At 33.3% G+C, this 16,266-nt stretch carries 16 protein-coding genes; 10 read left to right on the forward strand and 6 right to left on the reverse strand.

What is annotated here, in order from left to right:
- Positions 1-71: 71 nt before the first annotated feature.
- A complete protein-coding gene (locus FAF07_RS15675; protein WP_142785994.1) occupies positions 72-779 on the reverse strand; it encodes a hypothetical protein in 708 nt (235 codons plus the stop codon).
- A 241-nt stretch (positions 780-1,020) separates the two neighbouring features.
- Here FAF07_RS15675 and FAF07_RS15680 point away from each other — a divergent pair, with 241 nt between their 5' ends.
- Positions 1,021-2,097 carry a DUF3667 domain-containing protein gene (locus FAF07_RS15680; RefSeq protein WP_142785995.1) on the forward strand — a complete coding sequence of 359 codons (1,077 nt, stop codon included), beginning with the start codon at positions 1,021-1,023 and terminating at the stop codon, positions 2,095-2,097.
- A 107-nt stretch (positions 2,098-2,204) separates the two neighbouring features.
- Here FAF07_RS15680 and uvrA read toward each other — a convergent pair whose 3' ends face one another.
- On the reverse strand, positions 2,205-4,985 hold the full coding sequence (uvrA, locus tag FAF07_RS15685; protein WP_142785996.1) for an excinuclease ABC subunit UvrA: 2,781 nt from the start codon (positions 4,983-4,985) through the stop codon (positions 2,205-2,207).
- Between the two features lie 326 nt (positions 4,986-5,311).
- Here uvrA and FAF07_RS15690 point away from each other — a divergent pair, with 326 nt between their 5' ends.
- On the forward strand, positions 5,312-5,896 hold the full coding sequence (locus FAF07_RS15690) for an RNA polymerase sigma factor (protein ID WP_142785997.1): 585 nt from the start codon (positions 5,312-5,314) through the stop codon (positions 5,894-5,896).
- A gap of 57 nt (positions 5,897-5,953) precedes the next feature.
- A complete protein-coding gene (locus FAF07_RS18600; RefSeq protein WP_185956459.1) occupies positions 5,954-6,100 on the forward strand; it encodes a hypothetical protein in 147 nt (48 codons plus the stop codon).
- A gap of 25 nt (positions 6,101-6,125) precedes the next feature.
- Here the strand turns inward: FAF07_RS18600 and FAF07_RS15695 are convergent, their stop codons facing one another.
- Positions 6,126-6,782: an endonuclease III domain-containing protein gene (locus tag FAF07_RS15695; RefSeq protein WP_142785998.1), complete on the reverse strand. Its 657-nt coding sequence runs from the start codon at positions 6,780-6,782 to the stop codon at positions 6,126-6,128.
- Between the two features lie 35 nt (positions 6,783-6,817).
- On the opposite strand from FAF07_RS15695, the gene bcp reads away from it, so the two are divergent.
- Positions 6,818-7,270: a thioredoxin-dependent thiol peroxidase gene (gene bcp, locus FAF07_RS15700; RefSeq protein ID WP_142785999.1), complete on the forward strand. Its 453-nt coding sequence runs from the start codon at positions 6,818-6,820 to the stop codon at positions 7,268-7,270.
- 53 nt (positions 7,271-7,323) lie between these two features.
- On the opposite strand, the gene FAF07_RS15705 is transcribed toward bcp, so the two are convergent.
- A complete protein-coding gene (locus FAF07_RS15705; protein WP_142786000.1) occupies positions 7,324-8,796 on the reverse strand; it encodes a TonB-dependent receptor in 1,473 nt (490 codons plus the stop codon).
- Positions 8,797-8,888: 92 nt separating this feature from the next.
- Between FAF07_RS15705 and FAF07_RS15710 the strand changes: the two genes are divergently transcribed.
- Positions 8,889-9,650, forward strand: a complete 762-nt coding sequence (locus tag FAF07_RS15710) for an MBL fold metallo-hydrolase (protein ID WP_142786001.1) — start codon at positions 8,889-8,891, stop codon at positions 9,648-9,650.
- A gap of 10 nt (positions 9,651-9,660) precedes the next feature.
- Positions 9,661-10,161, forward strand: a complete 501-nt coding sequence (locus FAF07_RS15715) for a hydrolase (RefSeq protein ID WP_142786002.1) — start codon at positions 9,661-9,663, stop codon at positions 10,159-10,161.
- Between the two features lie 692 nt (positions 10,162-10,853).
- On the opposite strand, the gene FAF07_RS15720 is transcribed toward FAF07_RS15715, so the two are convergent.
- A complete protein-coding gene (locus tag FAF07_RS15720; RefSeq protein WP_142786003.1) occupies positions 10,854-11,222 on the reverse strand; it encodes a DNA topoisomerase IV in 369 nt (122 codons plus the stop codon).
- Positions 11,223-11,259: 37 nt separating this feature from the next.
- A complete protein-coding gene (locus FAF07_RS15725) occupies positions 11,260-11,628 on the reverse strand; it encodes a helix-turn-helix domain-containing protein (protein WP_142786004.1) in 369 nt (122 codons plus the stop codon).
- A 291-nt stretch (positions 11,629-11,919) separates the two neighbouring features.
- On the opposite strand from FAF07_RS15725, the gene FAF07_RS15730 reads away from it, so the two are divergent.
- The 4 genes from FAF07_RS15730 (at position 11,920) to FAF07_RS15745 (ending at position 16,207) form a co-directional block, all read left to right on the forward strand.
- Positions 11,920-13,056 carry a M14 family zinc carboxypeptidase gene (locus FAF07_RS15730; RefSeq protein ID WP_142786005.1) on the forward strand — a complete coding sequence of 379 codons (1,137 nt, stop codon included), beginning with the start codon at positions 11,920-11,922 and terminating at the stop codon, positions 13,054-13,056.
- Between the two features lie 76 nt (positions 13,057-13,132).
- Positions 13,133-13,612: an Lrp/AsnC family transcriptional regulator gene (locus FAF07_RS15735; protein WP_142786006.1), complete on the forward strand. Its 480-nt coding sequence runs from the start codon at positions 13,133-13,135 to the stop codon at positions 13,610-13,612.
- A gap of 188 nt (positions 13,613-13,800) precedes the next feature.
- A complete protein-coding gene (locus tag FAF07_RS15740) occupies positions 13,801-15,252 on the forward strand; it encodes an MBOAT family O-acyltransferase (RefSeq protein ID WP_142786007.1) in 1,452 nt (483 codons plus the stop codon).
- A 4-nt stretch (positions 15,253-15,256) separates the two neighbouring features.
- Positions 15,257-16,207: a hypothetical protein gene (locus tag FAF07_RS15745; RefSeq protein ID WP_142786008.1), complete on the forward strand. Its 951-nt coding sequence runs from the start codon at positions 15,257-15,259 to the stop codon at positions 16,205-16,207.
- Positions 16,208-16,266: the final 59 nt, after the last annotated feature.

Raw genomic sequence — 16,266 nt, forward strand, 5'->3', positions numbered from 1 at the left:
AATTACGTCCATTAAAAAACCTCTAAAGCATATATCGCTCTAGAGGTTTTAATCAAATAACAAAAACTAAACTAATGTTTCTTCTTTTTATGTTTTTTTACTTTACCGTTTTGTTTATAGTAGTAAGTATCATCATCATATCTATCATGGTGTCGTTCCTTGCCATATTTTTCATGCTTGCCAAAGGTGTGCTGTACGTTACAACCAGTTACCCCGCAAATATTGCAATATGTATCATCATAGTTGTTCACATGGCCACGTAAATCCATGATTTCTCCCCATTTGTTATATTTTACATGTAAACCACCTACATGACTCACAGTGCCTTTGCCACGTTTATAATCAATAAAAACAGAACCTATTCTGCTTATATTCCCGATACGGTTATAGTTTAAATACACACTACCAATACGTCTTATTTTGCCGTATCGATCACGAGAGATGGATACATCCCTTGGAGTTCTTGCACGGGTATTTGTGTAGTGCACTGTAGCTCGTGGTCCGTGATAAGTTGCATTGATTGTGCTTCGTTTAGAACGACGATTTTTATAAAACACGTCATCATAAAATGGCATGTTATAATTGGTGTTAAAATCAAAACTGCCGTCGGGAAAAATTAAAAACTCCACATCGCGCTCTACAAACATAATAGGTTGCACATAACGATAGCGATTTGTAATATCTAAATTAGTTCCTTGTTTTTCAGATGTTATATCTGATGCTGATACAGTGGTTAAACTCATTAACACGCCTGTAATTAAAAGTACTATTCTTTTCATAGTATTAGGGTTTTAGATTTTGCCTACTCTTTAGCTTTTCGGCTTACGCTATTGGGTAATGACTTTTCAATATGCGTGCCAAATATTTAATTGATTGAATCATAAGCGTTTATATGATCGATATGTTTTGTTGAAATCAATAATCTTTAAAATTTCAAGTTGTCATGTTTATTTCAAGAAAGAAAACAGCCTGCTTAGGTTCTAAATAATTACTACATTTATACAAACCAATTCCTAGCCAATGGAAGACCAACCAGAAACATGTAAAAATTGCGAAAAAACCTTTGATGAAAGTTTTGAGTTTTGTCCGTACTGTGGGCAGAAATCAAAAGATGAATTGACTCTGGGTGTTTTATTTTATAATACCATTAGTAATTATTTTTCCTTTGATGCACGTTTTTTTAAAAGCTTTATTCCTTTAATGTTCAAACCTGGCGTTTTAGCAAAACGCTTTATAGAGGGTAAGCGATTATTGTACTTGCATCCTGCTCAAATGTATTTGTTCATTTCAGTTGTATTTTTCTTTTTATTGTCTGTAACCGTGGTGAGGGATCAGGTTAAGGATTTAGATGCCAATTTAAAAAGGACTTTGGTAAAGCCTTTAATTTCAGACAGCACAAAAGTCAGGGCACAAGCTGCCATAGATTCTCTTGAGTTAGATAGTATTTTGCAACCTTTAAGGCAAAAAGGAATTCCAGGAGTGAACACTGCCGATGTTAGAGCGCTCGATTCAATAATTAAATTGAATGTAAAAAAGACAGATGGGAACGATATAAGTTTTGATTTTAATGAAAAAAAAGTGGATTCGCTAATTGCTATAAATGCTACAGATGATGAAATCTTAAAGGGTATGGGTATGCATGCAGAGGCAGGCCGCTTTAAAAGAAAATTATACACCCAAGCATTAAAATTTTATAAGCAGCGTAATGGCGGACAAATTTTAAAAGCGGTCTACGATACGATTCCTATTGCGCTTTTCGTGCTATTACCAATTTTTGCATTGATTTTAAAATTGTTATTTTACAGAAGGGGTCTTTATGCCCACCATTTGGTGTTTAGCTTTTATTTCTTTTCGTTTTTATTTACCGTGTTTAGTATAATTCTTGTTTTTAATAATTTTTGGGAAGTGCCAGATTGGATTGATTGGCTCATAGTAGTATCTACTTTTATTTACTTATTCATCGCCATTAAACACTTTTACCAACAGGGCTGGTTTGTTAGTTTTTTTAAAACTAGTGTCGCTACTATTTTTTATATGAGTTTTGTTATACCCATAGCTGTAATTATAGTTGGCTTTATAAGTTTTTTATATTACTAAGTGCAGTGAAAAGGAGAGAAGATCAAAAAAACTCAAGTTATTTGAATATTGAAACTATCGAAAAAACATAAATTTTAGCAAATAAACGCATGGATTAATACTTCAGACTAGAGCTTGTCTTTTAAATATTTTGCAGTTTCTGAAGCTTCTACATTAATAATATGTTCTGGAGTTCCCGAAGCCACTAAATAACCGCCGCTTATACCTCCGGTAGGACCCAAATCGATAATATAATCTGCACATTTTATTAAGTCTAAATTGTGCTCTACAACAATGATGGAATGTCCTTTGGCTATTAATGCATTAAACGATTTTAATAATTTTTGAATGTCATGAAAGTGTAAACCTGTGGTGGGCTCATCAAAAATAAATAGTGCTTTATCCTTAGTATTTCCTTTACCAAGAAAAGAAGCCAGTTTAATACGCTGCGCCTCACCGCCAGAAAGGGTAGAGGAGCTTTGACCTAAAGTGACGTAGCCCAAACCAACATCTTGAAGTGGTTGTAATTTAGTCTTGATTTTAGTTTGATTTTCTGTTTCGAAGAATGTTATGGCATCATCAATAGTTAAATTTAAAATATCATCAATATTTTTCTCACCAAAAGTGACTTCGAGGACTTCTTTTTTAAAACGTTTACCTTTACAAGTTTCACATTCTAAATGCACATCGGCCATAAATTGCATTTCAATAGTTACTTCACCTTCGCCTTTGCAAGTCTCACAACGTCCGCCATCTACATTAAATGAAAAATGTTTGGGCTGATAATTTCTAATGTTGCTTAATTTTTGTTTCGAAAATAAAGCTCTGATATCATCATAAGCCTTGATATAGGTTACTGGATTGGAACGAGACGACCGACCGATAGGATTCTGATCTACAAATTCAATGTGTTTGATGTTACTAAAATTACCGTCCAAACTTGTGAACTGCCCTGGCTTATCTCCAAAATCAGTTAGTTTTTTCTGTAAGGCTGGAAATAAGATCTTTTTAACGAGTGTGCTTTTTCCGCTTCCTGAAACACCTGTAATAACAGTGAGCATCCCTAATGGAAATCTAACATCGATATTTTTTAAATTATGTTCACGAGCGCCTTTAATATCTACAAAATACTTCGATTCACGACGTGTTTTGGGCACTTCAATTTTTAAGGTTTCATTTAAATATTGTGCCGTCAATGAATTTGATGCTAAAATATCAGCATAAGTACCATTGGCAACCACATGGCCTCCTAGAGTCCCAGCTTCTGGACCTATATCTATAATATCATCGGCAGCCTTCATAATATCTTCATCGTGTTCTACAACGATGACCGTGTTTCCTAAATCCCGTAATGCTTTTAATACCACGATCAAACGTTCGGTGTCTTTAGGATGCAAACCAATACTAGGCTCATCGAGGATATACATGGAGCCTACCAAGCTACTGCCCAATGAGGTTGCTAAATTAATACGTTGGCTCTCACCTCCTGATAGGGTATTGGATTTTCTGTTAAGCGTTAAATAATTTAATCCGACATTGGCTGAAAATGATAACCTATTATTGATTTCTTTTAAAAGGCGGTTGGAAATTTTGGTGTCGTGATCGTTTAATTCCAATTGCTTAAAAAAGCTAGTTAAAGTATCCAAGGGCATTTCCACTAAATCTGTAATCGTAGCACCACCAATTTTTACATAATTAGCCTCAATACGTAAACGTTTACCACCACAGGTTTTACATCTTGTCTTGCCGCGATAGCGAGATAACATCACTCTATTTTGAATTTTATAAGCCTTGGCTTCTAATTCAGCAAAAAACGAATGTAATCCTTCAAAATGTTTATTCCCGTTCCATATCAATTGTTTCTGCGCCTCACTTAATTCAAAATAAGGCTTGTGAACAGGGAAATCGAATTTATGTGCATTGTTAATTAATTGATCTTTATACCAACTCATACTCTCACCGCGCCATGGAAAAATCGCGTTTTCGTAAACTGATAATCCAGTGTTTGGAATCACCAAATCATCATCAATACCAATAATATCACCGTAGCCCTCGCATTTAGGGCATGCACCATAAGGGTTATTAAAACTGAATAGATGCACATTAGGTTCTAAAAATGTGATGCCATCCAATTCGAATTTATTACTGAATTGACGCTGCTCATTATCTGTAAGTGTTTCTATAATGCATGCTCCATTACCTTCAAAAAAAGCAGTTTGAACAGCATCTGCCAAACGATTTTGAAAATCTTCCTCGTGCTTTATAATGATGCGATCCACCACTAAAAACACGTCTTCTTTATCTTTTATTTGCGCTTCATCAATTCTTAAAACCTCATTTTTTACTTTAATTCTTGCATACCCTTGTTGTTGTAGCGCTTTAAGTTTATCTGTAATAGCTCTGCCTTCTTCCAAATGAATAGGAGCGAGGAGTAACAGTTTCTCACGCTCTGGAAAGGTTTTTAAGTAATTAAGTACATCACTCACAGTGTCCTTTTTAACTTCAAGACCAGAAACAGGAGAATAGGTTTTACCAATTCTAGCGAATAACAACTTTAAATAATCATAAATTTCTGTGGTTGTTCCAACGGTTGAGCGTGGATTAGTGGAATTCACTTTTTGCTCAATAGCTATTGCTGGTGCAATCCCTTTAATATAATCTACTTTCGGTTTGTTGAGTCTCCCTAAAAACTGGCGGGCATAACTGGACAAGCTTTCCACATAGCGTCTTTGCCCTTCTGCATACAGGGTGTCGAAAGCCAAACTTGATTTTCCTGAACCCGATAATCCTGTTATAACTACAAGTTTGTTTCTTGGAATAACCACATCGATATTTTTTAAATTGTGCAATTTTGCACCTTTAATGATGATGTTTTCTTTAGGGTTTACTTCTGAAAGCTTAGGATACATAGGCGTAAAAGGGAATAATTTTGCAAAGATACTATAAGTATTTTATCTATGTTAAGTTTTTAAGAGGCATTATAAGGGCGCGTTGAGCTTTGATACCCCTATCTGTTTTTCAACATAATTTTAACACATTTTTATAATAGAATTGATTGCCATACGTAAAATAAAATTTAAAAAACTGCGTTTATTTTTGCTTTTTAGGAATGATTGTTGTTATATTTGATTCATCAATTAAAATAAAAAAGCACTCTCGCCTATAGCATAATATTACTTTTAAACTTTAAACCCCAAGCAAAGAAGCCCTCTTCTATGCACTAAAAGTAATGATTATGCAACACAAACTTATTACAGATGCTACATTAGTGAGCAACTACATCCAAGGCGATGAACGTGCTTTAGAGATGCTTATTAAAAGACATAAGCAGAAAATTTATAGTTTTATTTATTCAAAAGTTTATGATAGAGACGTTGCTGAAGACATTTTTCAGGATACCTTTATTAAAGTCATTCGCACACTTAAACGTGGTGCTTATAATGAGGAAGGTAAGTTTTTACCATGGGTTATGCGAATTTCCCATAATCTCGTCATTGATTTCTTTAGAAAAAACAGTCGCATGCCAAAATTTGACAATTCGGGTGAGTTTAGCATCTTCTCTGTACTAAGTGATTCCAGTTTAAATGCTGAAAAAACAATCATTAAAGAACAGGTTGAAAGTGACGTGAGACGTTTGGTTGACGAATTGCCTGCAGACCAAAAAGAGGTGCTTATGATGCGTATGTATAAGGACATGAGTTTTAAGGAAATATCGGAGAGAACCGGTGTTAGTATTAATACGGCTCTGGGCAGAATGCGATATGCGCTTATTAATTTAAGAAAGATTATAGATAAACACAATATAATTTTAACCAATTAAACAATAAAGTAAATAGTGCCACGTTTATAGGATATAATCAACCTAAAAACCATTGAAATGGCAAAACTTTACCCTGAAAATTCTATTAAAAAATCAACAGATCTTGAACCGACAGAAGAAACGGTCAATTTTCTTCTAAGTTACTCTAAGGCTTTAAGTGTTATAAATTGTAATAAAATGAAGTTTGAAGCGCTTCTAAACTAAGTTTTCAAAAAGTCCTAATTAGTCATTAGGACTTTTTCATTTTATAGTCTTTTAAAACAGTTTGTCTTCCAATTGTTTTTGTGATGACGTCCTTTTCTAAATTCCATCCTCGCGCTGGGGAGTATTGCCGACCATACCAAATTATTTGCAAATGTAAATCGTTCCATAGTTCCTTGGGGAATAATCGTTTGGCATCTTTTTCTGTTTGAACCACATTTTTCCCGTTGCTCAAATTCCATCTGTACATCAGTCTATGAATATGGGTATCGACAGGAAATGCAGGAACACCAAAGGCTTGGGACATGACTACACTTGCCGTTTTATGCCCCACAGCAGGTAATTCTTCTAAATAAGCAAAGCTTTTAGGAACTTCCCCGTTATGTTTATCAATAAGTATTTTCGACAATCCGTGAATGCCCTTGCTTTTCATAGGCGACAACCCCACAGGCTTAATGATTTCTCTAATCTCTTCCACGGTCAATTTAATCATATCATAAGGATTGTCTGCGATTTCAAAAAGTAATGGTGTTATTTTATTAACGCGAACGTCTGTGCTTTGCGCAGACATTAATACCGCAATAAGCAAGGTATATGGGTCTTTGTGGTCAAGCGGAATTGGAATCGTTGGATAAAGTTGATTTAGGGTATTAATAACAAACGTAACACTTTCTTTTTTGGTCATTCCATCGTATTTTAGCAAGTACAAAGTTATAAAATATGAATACATTAAAAGCAGGAGATCAAGCACCAAATTTTGAATCTTTAGACGAGCAAGGAAATACTGTAAAACTTTCTGATTATAAAGGGAAAAAGCTAGTCGTTTTTTTCTATCCAAAAGCAAATACGCCAACCTGCACCGTTGAGGCTTGTAACTTGAGCGATAATTACCAAACGCTAAAAGATGCTGGCTTTGAAATTATTGGGGTTAGCGCAGATACACAAAAGAAACAATCAAATTTTAAGAACAAATATGATTTCCCGTTTCCTTTATTAGCAGATGTTGATAAGGAAGTTATAAAAGGGTTTGGTGTTTGGGGTGAAAAGAAATTTATGGGACGAACATTCGATGGCATTCACCGTATTACTTTTGTTATTGATGAAAGCGGTGTCATTTCAAAAGTGATTGACAAAGTAAAATCTAAAAATCATGCGTTGCAGATATTAGGATAGCATAATAAAGTCCTGATTATAAAATTCAGGACTTTATTATTTACTATGTTGTTTTATTTAGTTCGTTTCTTTAACGACAATGGTTTCAATGGTTTACGCGTATAACCAAACAATCTATAATCTTTAATTAGATCAGCAGTGCCTTCAGGAACCATGTCTTCCCATCCGCGTTCTCCATCTTCGATTTGCTGTAAAATTTCTCTTGAAAATATACTCATGATGCTTTCATCATAATCTGTGATATCCACAACTTTTCCATTGTATTTAAAGAATTTATATAATTCCTTCATACGTGGATACACTTTTAAATTCTCGCTGTTAATTAATTCACCCGTCTTAGGATCAAGCATAGGATAGAGATAAACTTTTAAATCTTTAAAGAATAATTTACCGAATGCTTCAAGGATGCCACCACTTAAATGACGGTAATACTTTTCATCAAAAATATCAACTAAGTTGTTGACGCCCATAGCAAGGCCTAAACGTGCTTTGGTATAGTTTGAGAAATATTCTACCACCTTATAATATTCTTGAAAATTAGATATCATAACCGATTGCCCTAATGAGCATAATAAATCGGCTCTATCCATGAAATCTTGTTCGTCAATTTCGCCTTCCGCACGTAGATTAGACAGCGTGATTTCAAAAACAACCACCGTTTTTTCTTTATCAACCTTCTTTTCTTTAATAAACATGTCATACGATTTCTCATACATAGCCATGTTTACCTTAGTAACAGGTCTGAAACTACCTCTTAGCGCAAGAATATTTTTCTTGTAAAACTCTTTTGCAGGCAATACGTTCTTTCCATCAGGGCCAAACATCACCGCATCGGTCATACCATTTTTAACCAACTGTAAACTCATGAGGCGATTATCTACATTTTTAAAAACGGGTCCTGAGAAATTAATGGTATCGATCTCTAGTTGATCCTTGTGCAGATGATCGTATAAGTAACGCAATAATTTCTTGGGCTCGTTATATTTATAGAAAGCACCATAAATTAGATTAGTGCCTAATATGCCCAAAGTTTCTTGTTGCAAGCGAGCATCCGTTTCTTTAAAACGTAAATGCAATATAATTTCATTATATTCTTTGCCTGCTTCAATTTGATATTTAATTCCTACCCATCCATGACCTTTGAATTGTTTTGCAAAATCAATGGTAGCAACAGTATTGGCGTAGGTGAAGAAAATTTTATTAGGGTTTTCGTCTCTGGTTAAACGTGTTTCTATCAAGCCCATTTCATGAGATAGCATCTTACGCAAGCGCGCTTCGGTTACATAACGTCTGTCATCCTCAATACCATAAATAGCATCACTAAAATCCTTATCATAAGCAGACATGGCCTTGGCAATGGTTCCAGAAGCACCACCGGCTCTAAAAAAATTCCTCGCAGTTTCCTGACCTGCACCAATTTCGGCAAATGTTCCGTAGATGTTTTCATTCAAGTTTATACGAAGCGCTTTTGATTTTGATGACGGGACATCGTCAAATTCCTTATCGCCTTTTATGGTAATTTCCATATCATTTATAGGTTATAACTGTTGCAGACAAAGGTATTAAATAAGTAAGGCAAACAAAAAAATAACCCTATTTTTGTATAAATTTTAATTTCTTGAAAGTTACATTTCTTGGTACCGGCACATCCCAAGGCATTCCAGTTATAGGAAGTACCCATCCTGTATGCTTAAGTAAAAATCCAAAAGATAAAAGATTACGGGTTTCGGTTTTGGTCGAGTGGGATGATTGTACCTATGTTATTGATTGCGGTCCAGATTTTCGATATCAAATGCTTCGGGCGCAATGCACGAAGATAGATGGCATTCTTTTTACGCACGAGCATTCAGATCACGTTTTGGGTATAGATGATATTAGACCTTTTTATTTTAGACAAGGCGATATTAATTTGTATGCGCACAAACGGGTGTTTTCAGAAATAAGAAAACGTTTTGATTATATTTTTAAAACTGAAAATAAATACCCAGGTGCTCCAACGGTGGTTGAAAACCTTATTGAAAATAAAATGTTTCAGCTTAAAAATCTTTCAGTAATCCCGATAACAGGAATGCATTATAATTTACAGGTATTTGGATTTAGGTTTGAGAACTTCGCCTATTTGACAGATATGAAAACTATAGAAGATGATGAAATTGAGAAGCTGAAGCATGTGGACGTTTTAGTGGTGAATGCTTTAAGAATAGAACCCCATGTTTCACATTTCAATTTAGAAGAAGCCTTAGAATTCATTAAAAAAGTAAATCCGAAGCAAGCTTATTTAACTCATATTAGCCACCTGCTTGGATTTCATGACGAGGTTGAAAAAGACTTACCAGATCATGTTTTTCTAGCTTATGACGGACTAAAATTAAACCTATAAAATTTTAAAAATGAAACAACGAATTTTTATGTATTTATTTATTTTTGCCACATTGTTGATCTTATTTCAATATGCAAATGCAAAACGGGTTTTTGAAGACATGGACAACAAATTAGTAGGGCGCACCGAGCAGTTAAGGAAGTATAAAGATTCTGTAGCAGTTTTATATAACGAGAATTTAGAGCTATCACATTTTAATTTTGAACGAAACGAAGATGCTATTGGTTATTTTGAATCTGATGGCTATGATGTTTCTGCATTGATTCCTTTTATTAAAGACGAACTCTATCAGTTAAACTTAACTAAAGGCGAGCATCCCATAATTCCGTATGCATCTAGCGAGGGTAGAAGAATGCTTATTAATACCGTTAAAATGCTTAATCATAAGTGGATTATTGCTGACTTTTCGGATGGCGAATTTTGGGGAGAACTATTTATCACCTATCATGTAAGCCCAGAAAAGCAAGTGACCTTTAATCTTGTGGAATCCTTTTTATATCCCTTGCAATAAGCTTAATTCACTTTATAAGCCATACCTAGTTGCTTTTCCTATTTTCACATATTTTCGAAACATCTTTTAAATCATTACTGTCTGATAAAAGAATTAAGACCGCTGTGCTGCTAGAACATCGAATCTAGACTTGGATTTAACTAATTGATAATCAACATATAATATATTTATCATTTCAGAAAGGATATAATTTTTTATTTTTTGTAAAAATAAGGTGCAAATCCTAAAAAAAATCTTTTGACCTTGTCCAACTTATGGTTCGGACTGTTTTACCAATTTTAATCGGACATTAATTGCTATAGAATTTATAAATTGAAACTCAAATCATCCATGCTACTTGGAGTTCCGACTGGCATCGGATTCAACGATTTTAAGAAATAATGAGCAAAAGGCAAAGTAGAACAGTTCGATTTAGGATTGAAACATAAACGTCCTTAAAACCTAAAATCAAGCATGTATTGGCGAATGGTGCGTAGCAATTTCACTATAAATCGTTTTGATTTTTTGGTTCTTTAGTATCAAGGCAAAAGAACAAAGAAAAGTAATCTTGTGGCTGACATCGAATGTCAACTATCGCTTGGGAGTTATTCCTGTTTTTTTTTAAACATTTTTATAACATTCTATAAAAGCCTTGTAAATAATGGAAAAATTTTGAGATTTGTTTTTTGAAAAGCGGGAAGCAGGAGTTAAATCTAATTCATCTTATAAGCCACACCAAGTTGCTTTTTAGTTTCCCCAACATAGGAGTATTCGAAAGTATATGAGGAATCTGTTGTAACCAATATCTTTAAATGAACATCTTTTTGTTCTGCCATGTTTTTCGGATGGATGGTTTTAAAAATAACCTCACAATCATTTATCCAGCGCAAACTTGAGGAATCTATCTTGCCATCATATTTTTCAACTTGTAAGCTGGCTGTTCTTTCAAAACGAGAGCGGTAGATCTCATTGTCAATTTTGACTTCGCTATAGAATTTGCCTGTTTTATAATCTTTACAATTTCGAGGTGATTCGTAACAACTAGTCGCAAAAAACAATAAAATCAAAATTAGAATCCTCATGAATATATTTTGAGGCAAATTTAATTAAAGTAAAGCACTAATCCATATAGTTTTTGAAAGTACCATCAGAATAAAAAATAACAATCCGTTCTATGGTTTTAGATTCAGCATGTTTCGTTATGTTTAATTTCTCCGAAACTTTTGATTCACTAGATGGAATATTGTCATCAGATTGAACTTCATTTGGGAATTGTCCTTTACCATTAATAAGCCAATACAATTCAACTTCTGGAAAGGATGAGAGAATTTTTAAAATAAAATCAAGACTGGGTTTGTTTCTGCCAGAAAGAATATGCGAGATACTAGAACGCTGCACTCCAATTTTTTCAGAAAAGGATGCAGCAGATTCACCATAATAATCCATGACTTTTTGAAGCCTTTTAGAGAAATCCGCGTTGTTTATCATTGTAAACTAATATTATCTGTTTTACATGTTACAAATGTAATAATTCCTAGTTTTATATTGGTATTAATTTAAAAATATGTTCTTATTAATTAAATATTCAGTTTATGTAATCATATTTAATCATTTGGAATACAGTAATATAATGAATTATCAATATTTAAGAATAAATTTTATGGCAATATTCTTCAAAAGCGGATCCATTATGTATACGTATGTAAACAATTATGCTTATAAATCATGGTTACATTTGTAATTTACTAAATGTTTACATTTGTATTTCAATAAAATTCAATGACGGCTGAAGATTACAAATTACTATTCGAAAAATTTAAAGAATCGACTTTACACGGGCGCTATATAACCTATAGTCATATTAAAACATTGCTCGATAATTTTTCTGAATTAATAAATGTTTCAATTGTTGGACAATCTATATTAAAGAATCCAACACATACGATTCAAATTGGTTCCGGAAAAAAAAGAATATTAATGTGGTCTCAAATGCATGGGAATGAATCGACCACTACTAAGGCTGTATTCGATTTATTGAATACTTTGTTAAGTAATGACTCTTCAGCTAAAAAAATTATAGAAACCTGTACCATATGTATCATCCCTATATTAAACCCAGATGGTGCTCAAGCCTATACTAGAGTTAATGCCAATAAGGTTGATTTAAATAGAGACGCTCAGGATCAGTCACAACCGGAAAGTCGTGTATTAATGTCCGTTTTTGAAGCATTTAAGCCTCATTTTTGTTATAATCTTCATGGACAGCGAACCATTTTTAGCGCCGGACATGCAAATAGGCCTGCTACGGTTTCGTTTCTGGCACCGGCTCAAGACAAAGCATGCAGTCTAACCACTAATAGAAAGATTGCTATGGAAATCATATCGGTCATGAACGACACTTTGCAAGTAATCATACCAGATCAAGTTGGTGTATACGATGATAGCTTTAATTTAAATTGTGTTGGAGATACTTTTCAAAGTTTTAATGTACCGACTATTTTGTTTGAAGCTGGGCATTATAATAATGATTACAATAGGGAAGTGACTCGTGCATATATATACATAGCATTATTGGCATCTTTAAATTATATTTCTAAAAACACGATCAGTGGCTCTCGTTTTAAGTCCTATTTTAATATTCCTGAAAATCAAAAACTTTTTTACGATGTTATACTAAGACATGTTAAAATGGAAAGTATCCAAGATATCGGGATTTTATACCAAGAGAAAATTAAGGAAGGTAAGATAGAATTTATCCCTAAAGTTGAAAAAATAGGAAATCTGGATGGATATTATGGTCATAGAGAAATCGATGCCAATGAAAGTGAGGTATTGGATAAAAATGGAAACTGGCTAAAAATAGGCAACGAAAACGTTTGCGTAATATTAAATAATGAAAAAACCTCATTATTATAGCAATAAATCTCATTAAAAATGTATTATTATTAGTAAAAATGTATTAATTTTGATTTTTATTTAAGAATAGTTAATTATGGGAAAAATCAAATTAGACGAAATCGATCATCAAATTCTTGATATGTTAATAGATAACACAAGGATTCCATTCACGGACATTGCTAAAAAGCTTTTAATTTCGGCAGGAACGGTTCATGTTCGTGTCAAAAAAATGGAGGAGGCCGGTATAATAAGAGGGTCTTCTTTAACTTTAGATTATAAAAAATTAGGGTACTCGTTTATTGCTTACGTGGGTGTATATCTCAACAATACATCGCAAACTAAATTTGTACTAGCGCGCATAAACGAAATTCCATATGCCACGGTGGCACATATAACCACAGGCAAGTTTAATATTTTTTGCAAGATCCGTGCGAGAAGTACAGAACATGCTAAAGAAATTATATTTATGTTAGATGCTATTGAAGGTGTTTATAGAACAGAGACGATGATTTCGCTTGAAGAAAGCATAAATGATAAAAAACGATTGATGCACTCTATATTTAATGAGATGTAATTAGACGTTCATAGAATAAAAAAGCCCTTCATCGAAGGGCTTTTTTATATTTTAAAATCATAATTACACATGGCAGTATTTATATGTCAATTCAAAGATTAATTTTGATTGTTAATATCTGATAAGGGATATTTACGACTTGAATTTTAAGAATATGAAAAATTTGCTTATCTCAGTAATAATATAATATGGTATTTAATTCTATTGAATTTTTTATATTTCTCGTTACAGTGTTCCTACTGTATTGGTTTGTTTTTAAAAAAAGTATTAAGGGGCAAAATATTCTTATTCTTATTGCCAGCTATATGTTTTATGGTTGGTGGGACTGGAGATTTCTATCCTTAATTTTCCTTAGCACAACCGTTGATTATTTTATAGGGCTCAAGATTGATGCAAATGATAAAAAATCCATAAGAAAATCATGGTTATGGATTAGTGTTATCTTTAATGTAGGTCTATTGGGCTTTTTTAAATATTACAACTTCTTTGTTGATTCCTGGATTGATATGTTTTCGGCATTCGGATACACCATCCAAAGCACATGGACACTTAAAGTGATACTTCCCGTGGGGATTTCGTTCTACACATTTCAAACCATGTCCTATTCGTTTGATATCTATTATAAAAAATTAAAACCTACTAAAGATTATTTGTCATTCGCAGCGTTTGTTAGCTTTTTTCCTCAGTTGGTGGCGGGTCCTATTGAACGTGCTTCAAATTTGTTAGCTCAGATTCTTAATAAGCGTACGTTTAGTTATAACCAAACTACAAGTGGTTTAAAGTTAATTTTATGGGGATTATTCAAAAAGATGGTCATTGCCGATTCATTGGCTCCGATAGTTGATGATATTTTTGCGAACTATTCGTCTTATCCGGCGTCAACGCTTATTTTAGGCGTTACCTTGTTTAGTTTTCAAGTGTACGGTGATTTTAGTGGGTATTCCGATATAGCTATTGGTACAGCAAAACTGTTTGGCATAGAACTCATGTCTAACTTTAAATTTCCGAATTTCTCTAGAAATGTGGCTGAATATTGGCAACGTTGGCATGTATCCTTATCAACATGGTTTAGGCATTATATATACATTCCGCTTGGTGGCTCTAGGGTGAGCAAGCTTAAATCTGTAAGGAATATTATCATCATATTTTTAGTTAGTGGTTTTTGGCATGGTGCCAATTGGACTTTTATTTTTTGGGGTGCTTTTCATGCCTTGGTGTTTATTCCTGTTTTTTTGATGGGAAGAAATACAATATATAAAAATACTGTTGTTGCTGAAAATTCTGTATTTCCAACTTTTACTGAAATTGGACAAGTACTCTTAACGTTTGCAATCGTTACCTTTTCACGAATCTTTTTTAGATCGGAATCTATAACGGATGCATTTAATTTTATCAGCAGGATAGGTTCTGATTTTAGTTATCAAGCCTATATGCACCCTATGGGTTACAGAATGATTGATTATTATATTCTAATAGCAGTGTTTGTAGTTTATGAATATCTTATCAGAAAAGATGAACGATCGCCATTTAAATTCAAATCTAAAGCCGTAAGATTTTTTGTTTATTCGATAGTTATATTGTCCATGCTACTGTTTTTTGATGATAATGTGGATAGATCTTTTATTTATTTCCAATTTTAATAAGATGAAAAAATTATTTGTAAAAGGTTTCGTATATTTTATTCTAATACTTTGTATATTAGAAGTCTACGTACGTGTTTTTCATTTAACAAAAGATTACCCAACGCGTTACGTTGACGAATATAATGTAGAGAAATGGGTACCTAACCAAGAAGGTATTTCGGTTACTGGTAACAGAAGGCAGAATTTTAGCAAATATTATATAAATAATTCAGGCTATAACTCCTATAGAGAATTTGTACCTGCTGCAGACAAGGTTGAAATAGCATTAGTTGGGGATTCATTTATAGAAGGTTTTCATCAGCATTATTATAATTCCATTGGAAAAAAAATTGAGAATCGTCTTAAAGGTGTAGAGGTTTATGAATATGGCTATGCGGGCTATGATTTAGCAGATCAACTGCATTTAATTAATAAGTATCAGTCTCAGTTTGACTTAATAGATCATGTCATTTTAGGTTTTAAGTTTGAAAATGATTTAACCCGGGGAGAATATTCGATAATGCCAGAGCGTATGAAGCTTGAGCAACCATTGTATAGAAATTTAAGAAAAATAAAACTTTTGGTTTACCTTCAAAGTATCGGGGCACTTGATGCACCTAGGGATTTAGTTGGAAAACTCGTTTCTTTATTAAAAAGAAAGGATAGATCAAAAGAGAATAGGGTAGTAGATAAAGAAGAAAAAAATGAATTGGAACAGCTATACCTATTAAATTTTGAAAGTTTGATAAATACCTATGGATTTGATAAAAAAAGATTTAAATTTCTTTTAAATTCTAAAAACACACCACAATCCTTTTTAAAGTATCTAGACAAAAACGGGTATAATTACATTGATTATAGCGAGATAGATGAATCGACGCGACCAACAACTTTAATTTATGATATGCACTGGAATAACCGTGGAAGATCTATAATTGCAGATATTATCGTAGACAATTTTAAAAAGGAGTAGTAAAGGTTTTTCTAAATGGAATTATGACTAGTCAGTATGACAAAGACTGTTTAATCAGA

This window comes from Changchengzhania lutea, assembly GCF_006974145.1.
Lineage (GTDB): Bacteria > Bacteroidota > Bacteroidia > Flavobacteriales > Flavobacteriaceae > Changchengzhania > Changchengzhania lutea.

What these genes read in the sequence shown, in the direction of transcription:
- FAF07_RS15675 (WP_142785994.1), bottom strand. Translation starts at nt 779, where the DNA reads ATGAAAAGAATAGTACTTTTAATTACAGGCGTGTTAATGAGTTTAACC.
- FAF07_RS15680 (WP_142785995.1), top strand. Translation starts at nt 1,021, where the DNA reads ATGGAAGACCAACCAGAAACATGTAAAAATTGCGAAAAAACCTTTGAT.
- uvrA (WP_142785996.1), bottom strand. Translation starts at nt 4,985, where the DNA reads ATGTATCCTAAGCTTTCAGAAGTAAACCCTAAAGAAAACATCATCATT.
- FAF07_RS15690 (WP_142785997.1), top strand. Translation starts at nt 5,312, where the DNA reads ATGCAACACAAACTTATTACAGATGCTACATTAGTGAGCAACTACATC.
- FAF07_RS18600 (WP_185956459.1), top strand. Translation starts at nt 5,954, where the DNA reads ATGGCAAAACTTTACCCTGAAAATTCTATTAAAAAATCAACAGATCTT.
- FAF07_RS15695 (WP_142785998.1), bottom strand. Translation starts at nt 6,782, where the DNA reads ATGACCAAAAAAGAAAGTGTTACGTTTGTTATTAATACCCTAAATCAA.
- bcp (WP_142785999.1), top strand. Translation starts at nt 6,818, where the DNA reads ATGAATACATTAAAAGCAGGAGATCAAGCACCAAATTTTGAATCTTTA.
- FAF07_RS15705 (WP_142786000.1), bottom strand. Translation starts at nt 8,796, where the DNA reads ATGGAAATTACCATAAAAGGCGATAAGGAATTTGACGATGTCCCGTCA.
- FAF07_RS15715 (WP_142786002.1), top strand. Translation starts at nt 9,661, where the DNA reads ATGAAACAACGAATTTTTATGTATTTATTTATTTTTGCCACATTGTTG.
- FAF07_RS15720 (WP_142786003.1), bottom strand. Translation starts at nt 11,222, where the DNA reads ATGAGGATTCTAATTTTGATTTTATTGTTTTTTGCGACTAGTTGTTAC.
- FAF07_RS15725 (WP_142786004.1), bottom strand. Translation starts at nt 11,628, where the DNA reads ATGATAAACAACGCGGATTTCTCTAAAAGGCTTCAAAAAGTCATGGAT.
- FAF07_RS15730 (WP_142786005.1), top strand. Translation starts at nt 11,920, where the DNA reads ATGACGGCTGAAGATTACAAATTACTATTCGAAAAATTTAAAGAATCG.
- FAF07_RS15735 (WP_142786006.1), top strand. Translation starts at nt 13,133, where the DNA reads ATGGGAAAAATCAAATTAGACGAAATCGATCATCAAATTCTTGATATG.
- FAF07_RS15740 (WP_142786007.1), top strand. Translation starts at nt 13,801, where the DNA reads ATGGTATTTAATTCTATTGAATTTTTTATATTTCTCGTTACAGTGTTC.
- FAF07_RS15745 (WP_142786008.1), top strand. Translation starts at nt 15,257, where the DNA reads ATGAAAAAATTATTTGTAAAAGGTTTCGTATATTTTATTCTAATACTT.